Below are 15940 nucleotides of genomic sequence, written 5' to 3' on the forward strand. Positions count from 1 at the left end.
CCCGGCCTCAGGCTCCCTGGGCCTCAGGCTCCCCGGGTCTGACCCGATGCCAGGCTCCTGGGCCTCATGCGCCCGGCCGGGCTGGCGGCTTCCTGGGCCTGACCCCGGTCAGGTGGTGGTGAGGCGCTTCAGGGCGGCGCGGGGGACGGCCGGGTCGGTGGTGCGCCAGAACGGCGGCAGTGAGCCCAGCAGGAAGCCGCTGTAGCGGGCCGTCACCAGGCGGGGGTCGAGGACCGCGATGACGCCCTTGTCGTCCTGCGAGCGCAGCAGCCGGCCGACGCCCTGGGCCAGCAGCAGGGCGGCGTGGTTGGCGGCGACGGCCATGAAGCCGTTGCCGCCCTTGGCCGCCACGTGGCGCTGGCGGGCGGAGGTCAGCGGGTCGTCGGGCCGGGGGAACGGGACGCGGTCGATGATGACCAGCCGCAGCGACGGCCCCGGCACGTCGACCCCCTGCCACAGCGACAGGGTGCCGAACAGGCAGGTCGGCTCGTCCTCGGCGAACTGCTTGACCAGCAGCATCGTCGAGTCGTCGCCCTGGCACAGCAGCGGCACGTCGAGCCGGTCGCGCAGCGCCTCGGTCGCCGCCTTGGCCGCCCGCATCGAGGAGAACAACCCCAGCGTGCGCCCACCGGCCGCCTCGATCAGCTCGGCGATCTCGTCGAGGTATTGCTGCGGCAGCCCGTCGCGGCCGGGCTGGGGGAGGTGCTTGGCGACGTAGAGGATGCCGGAGCGGGGGTGGTCGAAGGGGGAGCCGACGTCGATGCCCTGCCAGTCTTTGCCCGCCTCGCCGAGCCCCCACTGCGCGGCCAGCGCGTCGAACGTGCCGCCGAGCGCGAGCGTGGCCGAGGTGAGCACGACCGTGCGCTCGCCGAACAGCTTGTCGCGCAGCATGCCGCTGACGTTGAGCGGCGCCACCCGCAGCGCGGGCGGGCGGCGGTCGGTGCCGCCGTCGAGCCAGACGACCTCGGCCCTGTCGGTCTCGGAGGCGTGGCCGTAGGCGTCGAGCATGCGCACGGCGGTGTCGTGCACCTCGTCGAGCGCCGTGAACGCGGCCTTGCGCTGGCCCGCCTTGTCGGGGTCGTCCTTGTCGGCGTTGCGCGGCCCCAGGGCGGTGACGCAGCGCCAGGCGGAGTCGCGGATGAGCTGCAGGGTCAGCCCGAGCACCTGGGGCAGCTCGTCGATGCGGCCGGGCGGGGCGGCGGCCAGCAGCGCCTTGAGGTCTTCGCCCGCCTCCATGAGCTGGTCGGCGATGGGCTGGTCGATGAGGCGGCCGACCCGGCGTACGGCGAGCATGACGGCCGCCTCCGACAGCTCGGACGTCACCACGGACGTCACCCTGTCGACCAGCTCGTGCGCCTCGTCGACCACGACGACCTGGTGCTCGGGCAGCACCGGCAGCTCGCCCATGGCGTCGATGGCGAGCAGCGCGTGGTTGGTCACCACGACGTCGACCTCGCCGGCGCGGGCCCTGGCCAGCTCGGCGAAGCACTCGGCGCCGCTCGGGCAGCGGCTCGCGCCCAGGCATTCCTGCGCGCTGACCGAGAACTGCCGCCACGCCTGCTCGCTGACGCCCGGCACCAGCTCGTCGCGGTCGCCGGTCTCGGTCTCCTCGGCCCACTCCTGGATGCGCTGCACCATGCGCCCCGTCGCGCTCACCTCGCGCGGGTCGAACAGCTGGTCCTGCTCGTCGTCCTCGGGCCAGCCCGCGCTCGCCTTGTAGCGGCACAGGTAGTTGCGGCGGCCTTTGAGGATCGCGTACGTGGGCTCGTGGGGCAGCTCCTTGCCCAGCGCCTCGGACAGGCGGGGCAGGTCACGGTCGACGAGCTGGCGCTGCAGCGCGATGGTGGCCGTGGAGATCACGACGGGCGCGTCGCTGTCCATCGCGTGGCGGATCGACGGCACGAGATAGGCCAGCGACTTCCCCGTGCCCGTGCCCGCCTGGACGGCCAGGTGCTCTTCCGCGTCGATGGCGTTCTGCACGGCCCGCACCATGGTGATCTGGCCCTGGCGTTCGCTCCCTCCGAGAGCGTTGACCGCGATGCTGAGCAGTTCGTCCACTGGCGGGAGATGGGAGTCGGGCACGGCAGTAAACGCTACCCGCATTCCGGGGCCGCCGCGCCGAACGCGGTGTGATCGGCCAGACGCATCCCGGCGTTCCAGGAAACTCCCGGCGGGTTGCGTGGCACACTGGGCGATCGGAACGCCGACTGGCAGGTGGGGGAGTTCACCGGATGTGACCAGAGGGGTTCCGGGAGTAGATGGGAAGGCCGGTTCAGTAGGGTTTTCCGGGGTTGAGTGGACGAATAAAGGCTGGTTAAAGCAGTATGTCTGCCATGTCGGAAGTTGTCCCGTTGCCGTCGTTCGGCGAAGTCTTCTTCGATGCGCGAGGTCAGGAGCGGTGCCTGCGTGTCACGTGGCATGAGGGCACGCTCGTCCTCAGTCTGTGGCGCGGGGAGATGTGCACAGCGAGCTTCCGCATGCCGATGGAGGATGTCGGCCGGCTGCTCGACACCCTCGATGAGGGATTCGCAGAGGCGACCGGCGAGCAGCCCGCCGTGCCGGCGCACGAGCCGGGCACCGAGGTCATCCCCGGCACCGGCCAGTACCACCGGCCGCCCCAGCCTCAGCAGCCCCAAGCGCAGCAGCCTCAGGGCCAGCCGTCGCCCCTGGACGACCGTCCCACGGCGGCGCTGTCGCCCAACGACGTGCTCGTGGCCCGGGGCAACCCGCCCCACCAGGACAAGCTCGTCGCCTCGTACGGTGACGCGGGCGCCCAGCGCGAGGCGTACGGCGAGACCACCGCGCCCCGCGAGCAGTACGGCGACCAGCGCAACCCCTTCACGGGCCCGCAGTACGTCGAGTCGACGGGCCCTCAGCCGAAGTACACCGGCGACCCCTACAGCGGCCCGCAGTACACCGGCGACCCGCTCAGCGACCCGCACTACGCCCAGCAGCAGGGCAGGCAGCCCGAGCCCTTCACCGGCCCGCAGTACGTCGACCAGGACCCCGTCTACCAGCTCCCCGGCGAGCAGCGCCGCCCGTCGCCGCTGAGCACCGACCCGCTGGGCTTCCCCTCGCAGGCCGCCGACCCGTACCAGCAGGCGCAGCCCCGCCACGACCAGTACGCCGCCGACGCCTACCCCTCCGACCCCTACGCGGGCCGGCGCGCCGACGGCTACCAGCAGCAGCCCCAGCCCCAGCCCCAGCCCCAGCAGCCTCAGCCTCAGCAGCGGCCGCGGTCCGAGCCGCAGCCCAGCACCGCGGGCCTGGGCACGCCCATGCACGGCATCCCGGGAGCGGGCCGCCGCAGGCAGCCGCCGCAGCCCACCCCCGACGACTACGGCCCCTACCAGAACCCGCCGGCCGGTCAGGCCAACCCGGTCGATCCGCTGCTCGCGCTCGGCCGCCAGGAGCAGCAGCAGTACCCGCAGTCCGAGGCCGAGCTGACCCGCCCTTACGTCGGGGACCCCATGTTCTCCACGGGCGAGCGCCTGCGCCCTGACCAGCCCGATTACCACGAGAGAAGCGACCGCAGGGAGTGGTGACCGCCTGGTGACCGCCGCCCTCGCGCCGCCGGGTACTCTTCACCGCGAGACGATCGGCTGACACGGCCGTGACCTGGTGGAGGGGGCGCTGGTGGGGTTCGGCATGGGCCCGCAACTGCTGTTGCTGGCCGGTGGCGCGGTCGCCGTGGCGGCGTTCGCGCGGCGCAAGGGCTGGCCGGCCCCGCTGCTGCTGGTGGCGGCCGGCCTGCTGGTCTCGCCGATGGTGCCCGCGGTGCCGCTCGACCCCGAGCTCGTGCTCTACGTCTTCCTGCCGCCACTGCTCTACTCCGCCGCCCTCGACAGCTCCTACCTGCGCCTGCGTGACGTCAGGAAGTCGGTCGGGCTGCTGTCGGTGGGGCTGGTGCTGTTCACCACGGTCGTGGTCGGGCTGCTCGTCCACCTCCTGCTGCCCACCCTGCCGCTCGCGCTGGCGTTCGCGCTCGGCGCGATCGTCGCGCCGCCCGACGCGGTGGCGGCCGTCGCGGTCGGCCGCCGTCTCGGGCTGCCGCGCCGGCCGCTGACCATCCTCGTCGGCGAGAGCCTGTTCAACGACGCCACCGCGCTCACGCTCTACCGCGTCGCCATCGGCGCGGCCACCGGCGGCGCCATCAGCCTCTGGCACGGGCTGGGCGAGTTCCTGCTCGCCGCCGTGGGCGGGGCGGCGATCGGGCTGGCGCTGGCGTTCGGATGCGCGTGGGTGCTCGAACGCACCCGCGACTCGCTCGTCGACAACACGGTCATGCTGCTCGTCCCGTTCGCGGCCTACCTCGGGGCCGAGTCGGTGCACGCCTCCGGCGTGATCTCCGTGGTGATCGTGGGCCTCTATCTCGGCAACCGCATGCACCTGCGCGGGTTCGGCACCCGGCTGGTGTCCGACGCCGTGTGGCGGGTCACCGTCTTCTTCCTCGAGACGGTGGTGTTCGCGCTGATCGGGCTGCAGCTCGTGCCCGTGATCGAGGGCATCGCCGGCTATCGGCCGTGGCAGGTCGCGGGGTACGCGGCGGCGGTGCTGGGGGTGACGATCGCCGTCCGGTTCGTCTGGATGTTCGCGTACTCGTACCTGATCAAAATGATCCGCGGGGGAGAGGCGCGGCCGACCGGGCAGCAGACGGCGATCCTCAGCTGGGCGGGCATGCGCGGCGTCGTCTCGCTGGCGGCGGCGTTCGCCATCCCCGAGACCGTGCCCGAGCGCGATCGGGCGATGCTGCTGTTCCTGACGTTCACCACCGTGATCGGCACGCTGCTCATCCAGGGCACCACGTTCCCCGCGCTGATCAGGAGGCTGCGGGTGTCGAGCGAGCAGGAGCGCTACGAGGACCGGCTGGCCGAGGCGGCCGCCCAGCAGGCGGCGCTGGAGGCGGGCCTGGCCGAGCTCGACCGGCTCATCGCCGAGCAGGGCCACGAGCCGGACGAGATCCAGAAACAGGTCATCGACCAGCTCAGGGAGAAGTCGTGGCGGCGCTCGCTGACCGCCTGGGAACGCCTCGGCGGCGGCACGGGGCCCGGCGGCGCCGAGACGCCGAGCACGCTCTACCGGCGGTTGCGGCGGCGGATGTTGCAGGCCGAGCGGGAGGTCTTCGTCCGCATGCGCGACGAGCGGCGGCTCGACGACGAGGTGCTGCGCGAGGTGATGGCGCAGCTCGACTTCGAAGAGGCCATCCTCGACCGCTGACCGAGGCCGAGCGCCCGGTCGTCAGGGCCGCGCGCCCGGGGCTCGGGTCCGGTGCCGGGGTGGGTCAGCCCATCTGACTGTCGACGAAGCACCAGCGCCAGTTCTCGCCCCGCTCGTACGACTGCATGACGGCGTGGCCGGTCTCCTGGAAGTGCGCGGTGGCGTGCTTGGCCGGCGACGAGTCGCAGCACCCGATGTGGCCGCACTCCAGGCAGCGCCGCAGGTGCACCCACCGCCCCCCGTGGGCCAGGCACTCCTCGCAGCCCTCCGGCGTCTTCGCGGCGGGGTCGCCCGTTTGTGACAGATGTTCGCACGTTGCCATGTACGCGATCCTATGCTCCGCCCGGCGGTCTCCCCCGGACCGGGGCCGGTGGCGGGGCGCGTAGGATGCCTGCGCACGTCGAGGAGGCTGACATGGAAGTCACAGAGGGCACGAACGCCGGGGCGCGGCGGGTGCTGGTCCGCCGGGCGCTGCCGACCGAGCCCGCCGTACGCGCGTCGAAGTCCCTGTTCCTGGCCGAGGCCGAGCGCCAGGGGCTGGAGGCGGGCCGCCGCATGCTGTACGTCGGCGAGGAGCCCGCCCCCGACCACGTCGCCGCCTGCCTGCGCGTGCCACCGGGCACCGGCGTCATCGCGCGGCGCAAGCTGCTGACCGCCTCCGGCGTCCCCGTACGCGTCGCCACCAGCTTCTTCCGCGCCGACCTCTTCGCCGGCACCCGCATCGCCGAGCCGGGGTTCGTCCGGCCGTCGCTGCAGTCGGCGCTGGTGGCGCTGGGCCACGAGTTCGGGCGCGCCGAGGAGACGCTGGTCGCCCGCCCGCCGACCGCGTTCGAGCGCGAGACGCTGGAGCTGGCGGAGGGGGAGTGGGTCGTCCAGGTGCTGCGCACCGGCTACTCCACGGACGACGTGCCCGTCCACGCCCTGGAGACGATCTGCGCCGCCACCCGCCACGTCTTCACCGTCACCCAGGTCACCGGGCACGACGAGTTCTGACCCCGCCTCCCCGTCCTCACGGTTCGGTGGTGGGGACGGGGGTGGGGGAGAGCGAGGTCGTGGGCGTGGGGGTGGCGCCCGTCGCTTCCTCGTCCTCGTCCTTCTCCGGCTTCTTCGGCGGGCAGCCCGTCGTGCAGCCCTCGAAGCGGCTGGTGAGGATCGGGGTGAACGGCGTGGGACGGACCTTGCGCAGCGCCTGGATCATGGTCTCCCGCCAGATCGGCCCGGGGACGCTCGCCCCCTGCACCGACCCGTAATAGCGCCCGCCGATCGTCACCCCGGTCAGCTTGTACTGCTGCGACCCCCGCGGATCGCCCAGGCTGACGGCTCCGGCCAGGTCGGGGGTGAAGCCGGCGAACCAGGCCGAGGCGTACCCGTCGGTGGTGCCGGTCTTCCCGGCGGCGGGCCGGCCGATGCCGCCCGAGCCCCGCATGGTCCCCTCGGTGAACACGCCCGACAGCACCTCGGCGGTGGCGTCGGCGATGGCGGGTTCGAGCGCCTCGCGGCACTTGGGGCGGTAGCGGGTGGTCGAGCCGTCCCTGTCGGTGATGTGGGTGATGGCCATCGGCGCGCAGTAGGTGCCCCGGGCGGCGATCGCCGCGTAGGCGGCGGCCACCGTCACCGGGTCGGTCTCGTTGATGCCGAGGGTGAACGTCTCGAACTCGCGCAGCTTCTTGCCGTCCGCACGCCGGATGCCGAGCGACTTCGCGGTCTTGACGGTGTCGCAGAGCCCGACCCGCTGCTCCAGTTCCATGAAGTAGGTGTTGACGGAGTTCCACGTGCCGGTGCGCAGCGTCTTCCAGCCGGGCGAGCCCTCGTCGTTGGTGACGGTGTGGGTGGGGTCGCCGATGTTCTGACCTGCGCAGTTCTTGAACGTCGAGTACGCCGGCGCCCGATAGCCCGCCCCCGCGGTCAGCCCGTCGTCCAGCTTCATGCCCTCCTTGAGCGCCGTGATCAGCGTGAACGTCTTCATCGTCGAGCCCGGCTGCAATCCGACACCGCCCCCGTGCGCGGTGTCGGCGACCACGTTGTACGAGATCTCGTTCTTGCGGGCGTCGGGCCCGTACCGCCGGCTGGCCGCCATCGCCCTGATGGCCCCGCTGCCCGGCTGGACCAGCGCCTCGGCGGCCACGGGCCGGTCGGAGGCGTGCACGTACCGCTTGATGGCGCGTTCGGCGGCGGCCTGCGCGACCGGGTCGAGCGTGGTCCTGATGGTGAGCCCGCCCCGGTTGAGCATGGCCAGCCGGGCCTTGGCGGTACGGCCGAAGTCGGGGTTGCTCAGAATCTCGTGCCGGACATAAAGGCAGAAGTACGGATATTTGCTGGCCTCGCAGCCGCCGGGCAGGCGCGTGCCCTTGTAGCCCAGCTTCGTGGCCTTGGCCGCGGCCGCCTCCGCAGCGGTGATCTTGCCCAGCTCCGCCATCCGGTTCAGCACCACGTTGCGGCGGTGCAGCAGCCGCTCCCGGTGCTCAGGGCCGAGGTTGGGGTCGGTGGCGTTCGGGTCCTGCACGGCGCCGGCCAGCGTGGCGGCCTGCGCCAGTGTCAGGTCGGCCGCGTGCACGCCGAAGAACCGCTTGGCGGCGGCCTCGACGCCGTACGCGCTCGCCCCGAAGTACGCGATGTTCAGATATTTCTCGAGGATCTGGTCCTTGGTGTACTTCTGCTCGATCCCCATCGCGTACCGCAGCTCGTTGAGCTTGCGCGCGTAGCTGGCCTCGATGGCCGCGTTCCGCTCCGCCTCGGTGCCTGCCGAGTTGAGCAGCACCTGCTTGACGTACTGCTGCGTGATGGAGGAGCCGCCCTGGCTGGTGCGGCCCGTCTGCAGGTTCGTGGCGAGGGCGCGCAGCGTGCCCTCGACGTCGATCGCCCCGTGCTCGTAGAAGCGGAAGTCCTCGATCGCCACGATCGCGGTCCGCATCTGCTCGGCGATCTCGTCGAGGCCGACGATCTCGCGGTACTCCTCGTAGAAGCGGGCGATCTCGCCGCCCTTGGCGTCCCGCACGATCGTCACCTCGGCGGGCGGCGGCTCGGCGAGATCGACCGGCTTGAGGTTCACCTCGTCCGCCGCCGCCACGAACCCGGCCCCCATGCCCCCGACGGCCGGGATCGCGATCGCGGCCACGAGCACGCCCGACCCGGCGGCGGCCGCGGCGAGGCGCAGGAGCTTCGTCCCCCGACGTCGCATCAGAGCCTGCCGAGTCCGCGGGCCAGGACGGTGGCGGTCTGAGCGATCACCTTGTCGTCGGCGGGCTGTCCTACGGCCGTGCGGTTGGTGTAGACGGCCAGGATGATCGGCGCGCCCGAGCGGCCGGACGGCCAGGCGATCGCGACGTCGTTGCCCGCGCCGATCTCCTGGTTGGTGCCGGTCTTGTCGCCGATGGTCCACTTCTTCGGCAGACCGGCGCGGATGCGGGCGTCACCGGTCTCGTTCGCGATGAGCCAGCGGTTGAGCTGCGCGCGGTCCTTGGGGTGCAGCGCCTTGCCCGTGGTGAGCAGGCGCAGGTCGCGGGCGAGTGCCGAGGGGGTGGTGGTGTCGCGCTTTTCCTTGGGCGTCCAGTCGTTCAGCTCGGTCTCCCAGCGGTCCAGCCGCGAGACCGGGTCCTTGAGGCTGCGGAAGTACCTGGTCAGCCCGGCGGGCCCGCCGAGCTGCTTGAGCACCATGTTGGCCGCGGTGTTGTCGCTCAGCGTGATGGCGGCCTTGCAGAGCTGCGCGACCGTCAGCCCGTCCTTGACGTGCTTCTCCGTGGCGGGCGAGTTCGGCTTCACCTCGGCCTCCGTCCACTTCACCCGCTTGTTCATCAGGCCGGGCTCGGACGTGCGCGCCTTGTGCAGCGCCGCCCCGCACGCCACCGCCTTGAACGTGGACAGCAGCGGGAACCGCTCAGCCGATCGGTAGGCCACCGTCCTCCCCGTCGCCGTGTCGATCGCGTACGCCCCGATGCGCCCCTTGAAGGACGACTCAAGCGCCCGCAGCTCCTTGCTGACCAGCGCCTGGCCGGAGAGCTCGGCGGTGATCACCGAGGCGGTGGCCGCCGAGGCGGTGGCCGCCGAGGCGGTGGCGGGGCTCGCGGTCGCGGCCCCGCCGGCCAGCAGCGTGAGGGTCAACGTAGTCGCCCGCACCGCGGCCGAGAGCCGCCGGGCACGAAGGTGTCGCATGCCAAGTCCTTGCCGTCGTTCGATCAGATCAGAGGGCAGGAGCAAAGCAGATGCGAAAGCGCGATGTCTAATAGCGATATCGCGAAAGCATTCATATCGCTTTCCATATCCTTGCAGTTCAGTGCCCGTTTTGCCGGAACGGCAACGTGGTTACCCGCCGCCCTCGCGAGCGGCCCATAGTGCTGGGAAAAGGAGGAATGACATGAAGGACATCACGCATCGGCTGATCGAGGGGCCCGCGGGGCGCATCCACGTGGCGGAGCAGGGCGACGGGCCCCTGGTGTTGCTGGTGCACGGCTTCCCCGAGTCGTGGTACTCGTGGCGCCACCAGCTGCCCGCGCTGGCCGCCGCCGGATACCGGGCGGTGGCGATGGACGTGCGCGGCTACGGGCGCTCGGTCAAGCCGGCCAGGGTGGCGGCGTACCGGATGCTGGAGCTCGTCGCCGACTGCGTGGCCGTGGTGCGGGAGCTGGGCGGAGGGCCGGCGGTGATCGCCGGGCACGACTGGGGGTCGGGCGTCGCCGCGCACAGCGCGCTGCTGCGGCCCGACCTGTTCCGCGCGGTCGCGCTGTTCAGCGTCCCGTACGCGCCGCGCGGCCCGCACCGGCCCGCCGACGCGTTCGCCGCGATGGGCGGCGAGGAGGAGTTCTACGTCAGCTACTTCCAGGAGCCAGGGCGGGCCGAGGCGGAGATCGAGTCCGACGTGCGGGGCTGGCTCGCGGGCTGCTACGCCGCGCTGTCGGCGGACGGGCCGGGCGAGAGCGCCTTCTTCCTGCCCGCCGGCGGCCGGTTGCGCGACCGCTGGCCGAAGGACGCGCTGCCGTCCTGGCTCGGCGAGGAGGACTTCGAGGTCTACGCGGACGAGTTCGAGCGCACCGGCCTGACCGGCGGGCTCAACCGCTACCGCAACGTGGACCGCGACTGGGAGGACCTCGCGGCCTGGGACGGCGCCCCCATCCTGCAGCCGTCGCTGTTCGTCGCGGGCGCGCAGGACGCCGGCGTACGGTGGCTGGCGGGCGCCATCGAGGCGTTCCCGCAGACCATGCCCGGCCTGTCGGGCAGTCACCTGATCGACGGCTGCGGCCACTGGGTGCAGCAGGAGCGCCCGCAGGAGGTCAACCGGCTGCTGACCGATTGGCTGGCCACGCTGCCCTGAGCGTTCGGTCACGCCACGTGGCCGACTGCTTGGGTAGGGTCAAGGTATGCGTTCACTCAAAAGCCGGTTCGTGCCCCTGGCCCTCTTCGCCTCGTGCGTGCTCGCGGCCGGTTGCAGTGAGGTCAACAACACCATCGACAAGGCCCAGGCCTGCATCGAGGCACCCAAGATCATCACCGAGCTGGGCGCCCAGGTCACCAAGCTGACCGACGACCCCCAGGCCATGGACAAGGCGATCGACGACGCCGCGGCCAAGCTCAACGACGTGGCCGACTCGGCGGCCAACACCACGCTCAAGGAGGCCAGCGACAGCCTGGCCGCCACGCTGACCGGCATCACGGTCAACGACGTCAACGACGCGGTCGACGCCGCCCAGAAGGTCGCCACCGAGAGCGCCGACTACGTCAACCAGGTCGCGCAGGCCTGCAGCTGACCCCAGGGACAATCCCGGCATCTCTAGGGGAAATGGGGACGAATTACCGTTTTTCCATGGAACCCGACCCGCGTTTCACCTTGGCCAACGAACGCACCTTCCTCACCTGGCTGAGCACGGCGCTGGCGCTCAGCGCGGGTGGGGTGGCCATCGCGGCGGTGCCGTCCGACGTGTTCGTGCCGTGGCTGCGTACGTGCCTGGCCATCGCGCTCGTCACCCTGTCCGCGCTGGCGGCCGGCATGGCCTACCCCCGCTGGCGCAACATCCAGCGCGCGCTGCGCAAGCAGGCGCCGCTCCCGCCGCCCGCGCTCGCGGCCGTCTTCGGTTACGGCGTCGCCGCCGTCGCCGTGGCCGCCCTCGTCCTGATCATCCTGTCGGCGCGGGGCTGACGGCGAGGACGCCGTGGGCATCACTCCGGAAGAGGAGATTTGGGACGAGGGCCTGCAGAGCGAGCGCACCCGGCTCGCCTGGGTGCGCACCGCCGTGGCGCTGTCCACCGGCGGGCTCGGCGCCGCCGGCATCGCGCTGCGCAGCGGCCTGCCGGCGCCCGCCATCGCCGCGTTCGCGCTGGCCGCGCTCTGCGGCGCCGTGCTGCTGATCAGGACCAGGCAGCGCTTCCGCCGCGTGCAGGCCGCCCTGCACGGCGGCCGCCCCCTCGACGCCGGGCTCGACGCGATCGTCGCCTGGCTCGGCACGCTGAGCGTGGTCGCGGGCGCCGTGACCTTTGTGCTCACCGTTCGGTAGGGCCGGGTTGCGGCACGCCGGGAGGGAGGCGGACACTCGGAAGCAGGGGGTGACCTCATGGAAGAAGAACTGCGGATCGTGCCTTTCGAGTGTCAGCGCTGCTGGCACGTGTGGGAGGAGGAATACGTCGTCAGGCACCAGGAGGACCGTCACGGCAACGGGGGTGAGATCTGGCTGCGCGCCGGGCTGCCCGTCTCGCCGCCCTCGTCGGGCGCCATCTGCCCGCGATGCGGCTGCCAGCGGGCCACGACCTTCCCGGACGGCTACCTGTCCCGCCATCCGGAGCTGAGGAGAGCGGCGGAGCCCGCCGTCCCCGACGAGACGCCGCTGATCAGCCCGGTACGCCCGCCGCTGTACTGAACTCCCCGACCCTCACTGCAGAGCCGGCTCCGGCACCCCTGGGGGAGCGCCGGAGCCGGAACCCTCTAGCTGAGGCTCTCCAGCCACGCCTGGTGCAGCCCGGCGAAGCGGCCGGACGCGGCGATGAGCTGGGCCGGCGGCCCGTCCTCCACGATGCGGCCGTGCTCCATCACCAGCACCCGGTCCGCGATCTCCACCGTGGACAGCCGGTGCGCGATGATCAGCGCGGTGCGCTCGGCCAGGATCGTCCGCAGCGCCCGCTGCACCAGCCGCTCGCTCGGCACGTCGAGGCTGGAGGTGGCCTCGTCGAGGATGAGCACGGCAGGGTCGGCGAGGAATGCCCGCGCGAACGCGACGAGCTGGCGCTGACCGGCCGACATGCGCCCGCCGCGCTTGCCCACCTCGGTGTCGTAGCCGTCGGGCAGCGACGAGATGAACTCGTGGGCGCCGATGGCCTTGGCCGCCTCGCGTACCTGGTGGTCGGTGGCGTCGGGGCGGCCGAACCTGATGTTGTCGGCCACTGTGCCGTCGAACAGGAAGTTCTCCTGCGTCACCATGACCACCGCCTGGCGCAGCGCCGGTTCGTCGAGCGTGCGCAGGTCCACGCCGTCGAGCAGCACGCGGCCCTCGGTCGGGTCGTAGAAGCGGGAGATCAGCTTGGCCAGCGTGGTCTTGCCCGCGCCGGTCGCGCCGACCAGCGCCACGCTCTGCCCGGCCGGGATGGTCAGATCGAGGCGCGGCAGGATCGGCATCTCCTTGACATAGGAGAACTCGACGCCGTCGAAGCGCACCTTGCCCTGCGCCCGGCCGCCCGGCAGCGCCGCGGGCTCGCGCGGCTCCGGCACGCCGGGCTCCTCCTCCAGCACGCCGGACAGCTTCTCCAGCGCCGCGCCGGCCGACTGCAGCGTGTTGTAGAACTGGCTGATCTCCTGCATCGGCTCGTAGAACTGGCGCAGGTAGAGCATGAACCCGGCCAGCACGCCGACCTCCACCTCGCCGTGCAGGGCGAGGTAGCCGCCGTAGAGCAGCACCGCGCCGATCGTCATGTTGCCGATCAGCTTGATGCCGGTCATGAACGTCGCGCCGAGGATCATGCTGCGCGCGTTCGCGTCGCGGTAGTCGTCGTTGAGCTGCTCGAAGATCTCCTGGTTACGCGGCTCCCTGCGGAACGCCTGCACCGCGCGGATGCCGATCATCGACTCCACGAAGTGCACGATCACCAGGGCGACCGTCTCCCTCGTCCGCCGGTAGACGACCGCCGACTGCCGCTGGAACCACTTGGTGAACAGCAGCAGCAGCGGCAGCGGGACCAGCGCCACGAGGCCGAGGTGCACGTCCAGCACCAGCAGCAGCACCGCCGTGCCGACCAGCGTCAGCACCGCCTTGACCAGCGCGTCGAAGCCCGACTGCACCAGCTCGGCGATGGCCTCGATGTCGGAGGTCAGCCGGGAGATCACCCGGCCCGAGGTGTACTTCTCGTGGAAGCTCAGCGACAGCCGCTGGAAGTGGTCGAAAACCCTCCTGCGCAGCGTCAGCAGGATGCTCTGGCCGACCGTCCCCATCAGCCGCAGGAACGCCTGGCGGGCCAGCGCCTGGGTGACCGCGGCGGCCAGGATCACCCCGACCACGGTCAGCAGCACCGTCGGGGCCTGGCCGCCGGTGATCGGCGGGATGCCCTGGTCGATGCCGACCGAGACCAGGAACGGGATCGACAGCCCGGCCGCGTTGGAGACCACGATGATCAGGACGAGCAGCGCGATCTTCTTCCGGTACGGCCGCAGGAGATCGCCGAGCAGCCGCCGCGAGCGGGCCCGCAGCAGCACCGACACCTTCTCCGACAGCTCGTCCTGGTCCTCGGAGCCGACGCCGCGCCAGGCGGCGTTCTTCTCAGGAGCCGTCGTGGTCGCCGTCGTGGTCGCCGTCGTGGTCGCCGTCGTGGTCATCGCAGCGCTCCTTCCGCCGCGTCGTCGAAGTCGGCGTCCTGCGCCAGGAGCTCGCGGTACTCCGGCACCTGTGCCAGCAGCTCGCGGTGCTGGCCGACGTGCGTGATCGTGCCGTCGCGCAGCAGCGCGACCTTGTCGGCCAGCAGCACCGTGGAGGCGCGGTGGGCGACCACGATGCCGGTCGCGTCGCGCAGCACGTGCCGCAGCGCCTCCTCGACCAGGGCCTCGGTCTCGGCGTCGAGCGCGGACAGCGTGTCGTCGAGCACGAGGATGCGCGGCTTGCTGAGCACCGCCCTGGCCAGGGCGAGCCGCTGCCGCTGCCCGCCGGACAGCGACAGGCCCTGCTCGCCGATGCGGGTGTCGAGACCCCACGGCAGGTCGTGGACGAACATCGCCTGCGCGGTCTGGATGGCCTGCTCCAGCTCCTCCTCGGTGGCGTCGAGCCGGCCCAGCATGAGGTTCTCGCGCACGCTCATCGAGAACAGCGTGGGCTCCTCGAACGCGGTGGCGACCACCTGGCGCAGCTGCTTGAGATCGAGGTCGCGGACGTCGTGACCGTCGATCGTGACCCGGCCCGAGGTGGGGTCGAGCAGGCGGGGCACCAGCGCGGTCAGGGTGGTCTTGCCCGACCCGGTGGCCCCGACGATGGCGACCGTCTCGCCCGGCCGCACGTCCAGCCAGACGTCCTGGAGCACGGGCTGCTCGGAGTCGGCGAAGCGGAAGCCGACGCCCTCGAAGCGCAGGTGGCCGTGCGGCTCCTCGATGACGTCCGAGCCGCTCTCGATGGCGGGAACGGTGTCCATGACCTCCATCAGCCGGTCGGCGGAGGTCATCGCCTCCTGCGCCATGACCAGCAGGTAGCCGAGGCTCGCCACCGGCCAGACGAGCTGCAGCATCAGCGTGGTGAAGGCGACCAGCGCGCCCAGCGTCAGCGCGCCGGAGCCGACCGCCAGCGCGCCGAGCAGCAGCACCAGCGCCAGCGTGATGTTGGGCACGATCTCCAGGAAGGAGAAGAACTTCGCCGACAGCCGCACCTTGCTCATCGAGGAGCCGTAGACCTTGAGCGCGGCCTCGTCGTAGCGGTCGAAGACGTGGTGGCGGCGGCCGAACGCCTTGATCGTGCGGATGCCGATCGCCGACTCCTCGACGAACGTGGCGAGGTCGCCCTGCTCGTCCTGGACCTGGCGGGAGATCTTGATGTAGCGCCGCTCGAAGCGCTGGGAGGTCATCACGATCGGCACGACCGAGGCCAGCACCAGCAGGCCGAGCGGCCAGTACTTGTTGAGCAGCAGCACGGTGACGGTGACGACCTGGAGCACGTTCATGACCAGGAACAGCGCGCCGAAGCCGAGGAAGCGCCGCAGGGTCGACAGGTCCGTCGTCGCCCGTGACAGCAGCTGGCCCGACTGCCAGTCGCCGTGGAAGGCCATGGGCAGCCGCTGCAGGTGGGCGTAGAGGTCGTCGCGGATGGCGGTCTCCAGGCCGAGCACCGGCTTGACCTGGATGAAGCGCCGGAAGAAGATCAGTAGCGCTTCGAGCGCGCCCACGCCGACCGCCAGCAGGCCGAGTGGCAGCAGAGCACCGGGGTCCTTGTCGGCCACGGGCCCGTCGATGACTTGCTCGATGATGAGGGGGAAGACGATCACCAGGCCGACGCCGACGAGTGCGGTCAGCCAGATGACGACCAGCCGTAAGACGTAGGGGCGGAGGTAGGACCGCATCCGCCACAGGGAGTTGGCGGAGAGCCTGGATCTGGAAGACGGCAGGGCAGGGCGAGGTTGGTGCGTATCGGGAGGCATCCCTCCTAGGCTAATACGTCGGATCAACCGATTTTCTGTGGCCTCAGGGTGGGTTTTCTGTACATGACGTGGGAAAACGTGAATAGTCATGCACTTTCGGCGGTCCGTAAGCCGTAGTTGACGACAGGAAGGAGGGCGG

Annotated in this window: 14 protein-coding genes; 8 read left to right on the plus strand and 6 right to left on the minus strand. The window is 71.4% G+C overall.

Annotated elements, in window-relative coordinates:
• Positions 1–108 precede the first annotated feature (108 nt).
• Positions 109–2103 carry an ATP-dependent DNA helicase gene (locus AB0K28_RS02235; RefSeq protein ID WP_364364033.1) on the minus strand — a complete coding sequence of 665 codons (1995 nt, stop codon included), beginning with the start codon at positions 2101–2103 and terminating at the stop codon, positions 109–111.
• Positions 2104–2477: 374 nt separating this feature from the next.
• On the opposite strand from AB0K28_RS02235, the gene AB0K28_RS02240 reads away from it, so the two are divergent.
• Together AB0K28_RS02240 and AB0K28_RS02245 are read left to right on the plus strand one after the other, a co-directional pair.
• On the plus strand, positions 2478–3545 hold the full coding sequence (locus AB0K28_RS02240; RefSeq protein WP_364364036.1) for a hypothetical protein: 1068 nt from the start codon (positions 2478–2480) through the stop codon (positions 3543–3545).
• Between the two features lie 91 nt (positions 3546–3636).
• Entirely contained in the window at positions 3637–5217 is a 1581-nt protein-coding gene (locus tag AB0K28_RS02245; protein ID WP_364364039.1) for a Na+/H+ antiporter, read from the plus strand.
• Between the two features lie 64 nt (positions 5218–5281).
• Here the strand turns inward: AB0K28_RS02245 and AB0K28_RS02250 are convergent, their stop codons facing one another.
• On the minus strand, positions 5282–5539 hold the full coding sequence (locus AB0K28_RS02250; RefSeq protein WP_364364042.1) for a UBP-type zinc finger domain-containing protein: 258 nt from the start codon (positions 5537–5539) through the stop codon (positions 5282–5284).
• 92 nt (positions 5540–5631) lie between these two features.
• On the opposite strand from AB0K28_RS02250, the gene AB0K28_RS02255 reads away from it, so the two are divergent.
• Positions 5632–6210 (plus strand): UTRA domain-containing protein, encoded by a 579-nt coding sequence (locus tag AB0K28_RS02255; protein ID WP_345387099.1) that lies wholly within the window; start codon positions 5632–5634, stop codon positions 6208–6210.
• 16 nt (positions 6211–6226) lie between these two features.
• Here the strand turns inward: AB0K28_RS02255 and AB0K28_RS02260 are convergent, their stop codons facing one another.
• Together AB0K28_RS02260 and bla are read right to left on the minus strand one after the other, a co-directional pair.
• Positions 6227–8395: a transglycosylase domain-containing protein gene (locus AB0K28_RS02260; protein ID WP_364364046.1), complete on the minus strand. Its 2169-nt coding sequence runs from the start codon at positions 8393–8395 to the stop codon at positions 6227–6229.
• Positions 8395–9366 (minus strand): class A beta-lactamase, encoded by a 972-nt coding sequence (bla, locus tag AB0K28_RS02265; RefSeq protein WP_364364049.1) that lies wholly within the window; start codon positions 9364–9366, stop codon positions 8395–8397. Before bla ends, AB0K28_RS02260 begins: the two co-directional genes overlap by 1 nt.
• A 202-nt stretch (positions 9367–9568) precedes the next feature.
• Here bla and AB0K28_RS02270 point away from each other — a divergent pair, with 202 nt between their 5' ends.
• The 5 genes from AB0K28_RS02270 to AB0K28_RS02290 are packed head-to-tail and all read left to right on the plus strand — an operon-like array spanning position 9569 to position 12059.
• Positions 9569–10522, plus strand: a complete 954-nt coding sequence (locus tag AB0K28_RS02270) for an alpha/beta hydrolase (RefSeq protein ID WP_345387091.1) — start codon at positions 9569–9571, stop codon at positions 10520–10522.
• A 46-nt stretch (positions 10523–10568) separates the two neighbouring features.
• Complete coding sequence (locus AB0K28_RS02275; RefSeq protein ID WP_364364053.1) at positions 10569–10955, plus strand: hypothetical protein; 387 nt, start codon at positions 10569–10571, stop codon at positions 10953–10955.
• Between the two features lie 56 nt (positions 10956–11011).
• The gene (locus tag AB0K28_RS02280; RefSeq protein WP_345387087.1) at positions 11012–11344 is read left to right on the plus strand and encodes a DUF202 domain-containing protein; all 333 of its coding nucleotides are present in this window, start codon (positions 11012–11014) and stop codon (positions 11342–11344) included.
• A 13-nt stretch (positions 11345–11357) separates the two neighbouring features.
• Positions 11358–11699: a DUF202 domain-containing protein gene (locus tag AB0K28_RS02285; RefSeq protein ID WP_345387085.1), complete on the plus strand. Its 342-nt coding sequence runs from the start codon at positions 11358–11360 to the stop codon at positions 11697–11699.
• Positions 11700–11756: 57 nt separating this feature from the next.
• A complete protein-coding gene (locus AB0K28_RS02290; RefSeq protein ID WP_364364057.1) occupies positions 11757–12059 on the plus strand; it encodes a hypothetical protein in 303 nt (100 codons plus the stop codon).
• Between the two features lie 65 nt (positions 12060–12124).
• Here AB0K28_RS02290 and AB0K28_RS02295 read toward each other — a convergent pair whose 3' ends face one another.
• Positions 12125–14002 (minus strand): ABC transporter ATP-binding protein, encoded by a 1878-nt coding sequence (locus AB0K28_RS02295; RefSeq protein ID WP_364364060.1) that lies wholly within the window; start codon positions 14000–14002, stop codon positions 12125–12127.
• Entirely contained in the window at positions 13999–15723 is a 1725-nt protein-coding gene (locus AB0K28_RS02300; RefSeq protein ID WP_345387079.1) for an ABC transporter ATP-binding protein, read from the minus strand. Before AB0K28_RS02300 ends, AB0K28_RS02295 begins: the two co-directional genes overlap by 4 nt.
• Positions 15724–15940: the final 217 nt, after the last annotated feature.

This window comes from Nonomuraea sp. NPDC049504, assembly GCF_040676845.1.
Lineage (GTDB): Bacteria > Actinomycetota > Actinomycetes > Streptosporangiales > Streptosporangiaceae > Nonomuraea > Nonomuraea salmonea.

What these genes read in the sequence shown, in the direction of transcription:
- bla (WP_364364049.1), bottom strand. Translation starts at nt 9,366, where the DNA reads ATGCGACACCTTCGTGCCCGGCGGCTCTCGGCCGCGGTGCGGGCGACT.
- AB0K28_RS02240 (WP_364364036.1), top strand. Translation starts at nt 2,478, where the DNA reads ATGCCGATGGAGGATGTCGGCCGGCTGCTCGACACCCTCGATGAGGGA.
- AB0K28_RS02260 (WP_364364046.1), bottom strand. Translation starts at nt 8,395, where the DNA reads ATGCGACGTCGGGGGACGAAGCTCCTGCGCCTCGCCGCGGCCGCCGCC.
- AB0K28_RS02255 (WP_345387099.1), top strand. Translation starts at nt 5,632, where the DNA reads ATGGAAGTCACAGAGGGCACGAACGCCGGGGCGCGGCGGGTGCTGGTC.
- AB0K28_RS02235 (WP_364364033.1), bottom strand. Translation starts at nt 2,103, where the DNA reads ATGCGGGTAGCGTTTACTGCCGTGCCCGACTCCCATCTCCCGCCAGTG.
- AB0K28_RS02275 (WP_364364053.1), top strand. Translation starts at nt 10,569, where the DNA reads ATGCGTTCACTCAAAAGCCGGTTCGTGCCCCTGGCCCTCTTCGCCTCG.
- AB0K28_RS02290 (WP_364364057.1), top strand. Translation starts at nt 11,757, where the DNA reads ATGGAAGAAGAACTGCGGATCGTGCCTTTCGAGTGTCAGCGCTGCTGG.
- AB0K28_RS02250 (WP_364364042.1), bottom strand. Translation starts at nt 5,539, where the DNA reads ATGGCAACGTGCGAACATCTGTCACAAACGGGCGACCCCGCCGCGAAG.
- AB0K28_RS02270 (WP_345387091.1), top strand. Translation starts at nt 9,569, where the DNA reads ATGAAGGACATCACGCATCGGCTGATCGAGGGGCCCGCGGGGCGCATC.
- AB0K28_RS02300 (WP_345387079.1), bottom strand. Translation starts at nt 15,723, where the DNA reads ATGCGGTCCTACCTCCGCCCCTACGTCTTACGGCTGGTCGTCATCTGG.
- AB0K28_RS02280 (WP_345387087.1), top strand. Translation starts at nt 11,012, where the DNA reads ATGGAACCCGACCCGCGTTTCACCTTGGCCAACGAACGCACCTTCCTC.
- AB0K28_RS02295 (WP_364364060.1), bottom strand. Translation starts at nt 14,002, where the DNA reads ATGACCACGACGGCGACCACGACGGCGACCACGACGGCGACCACGACG.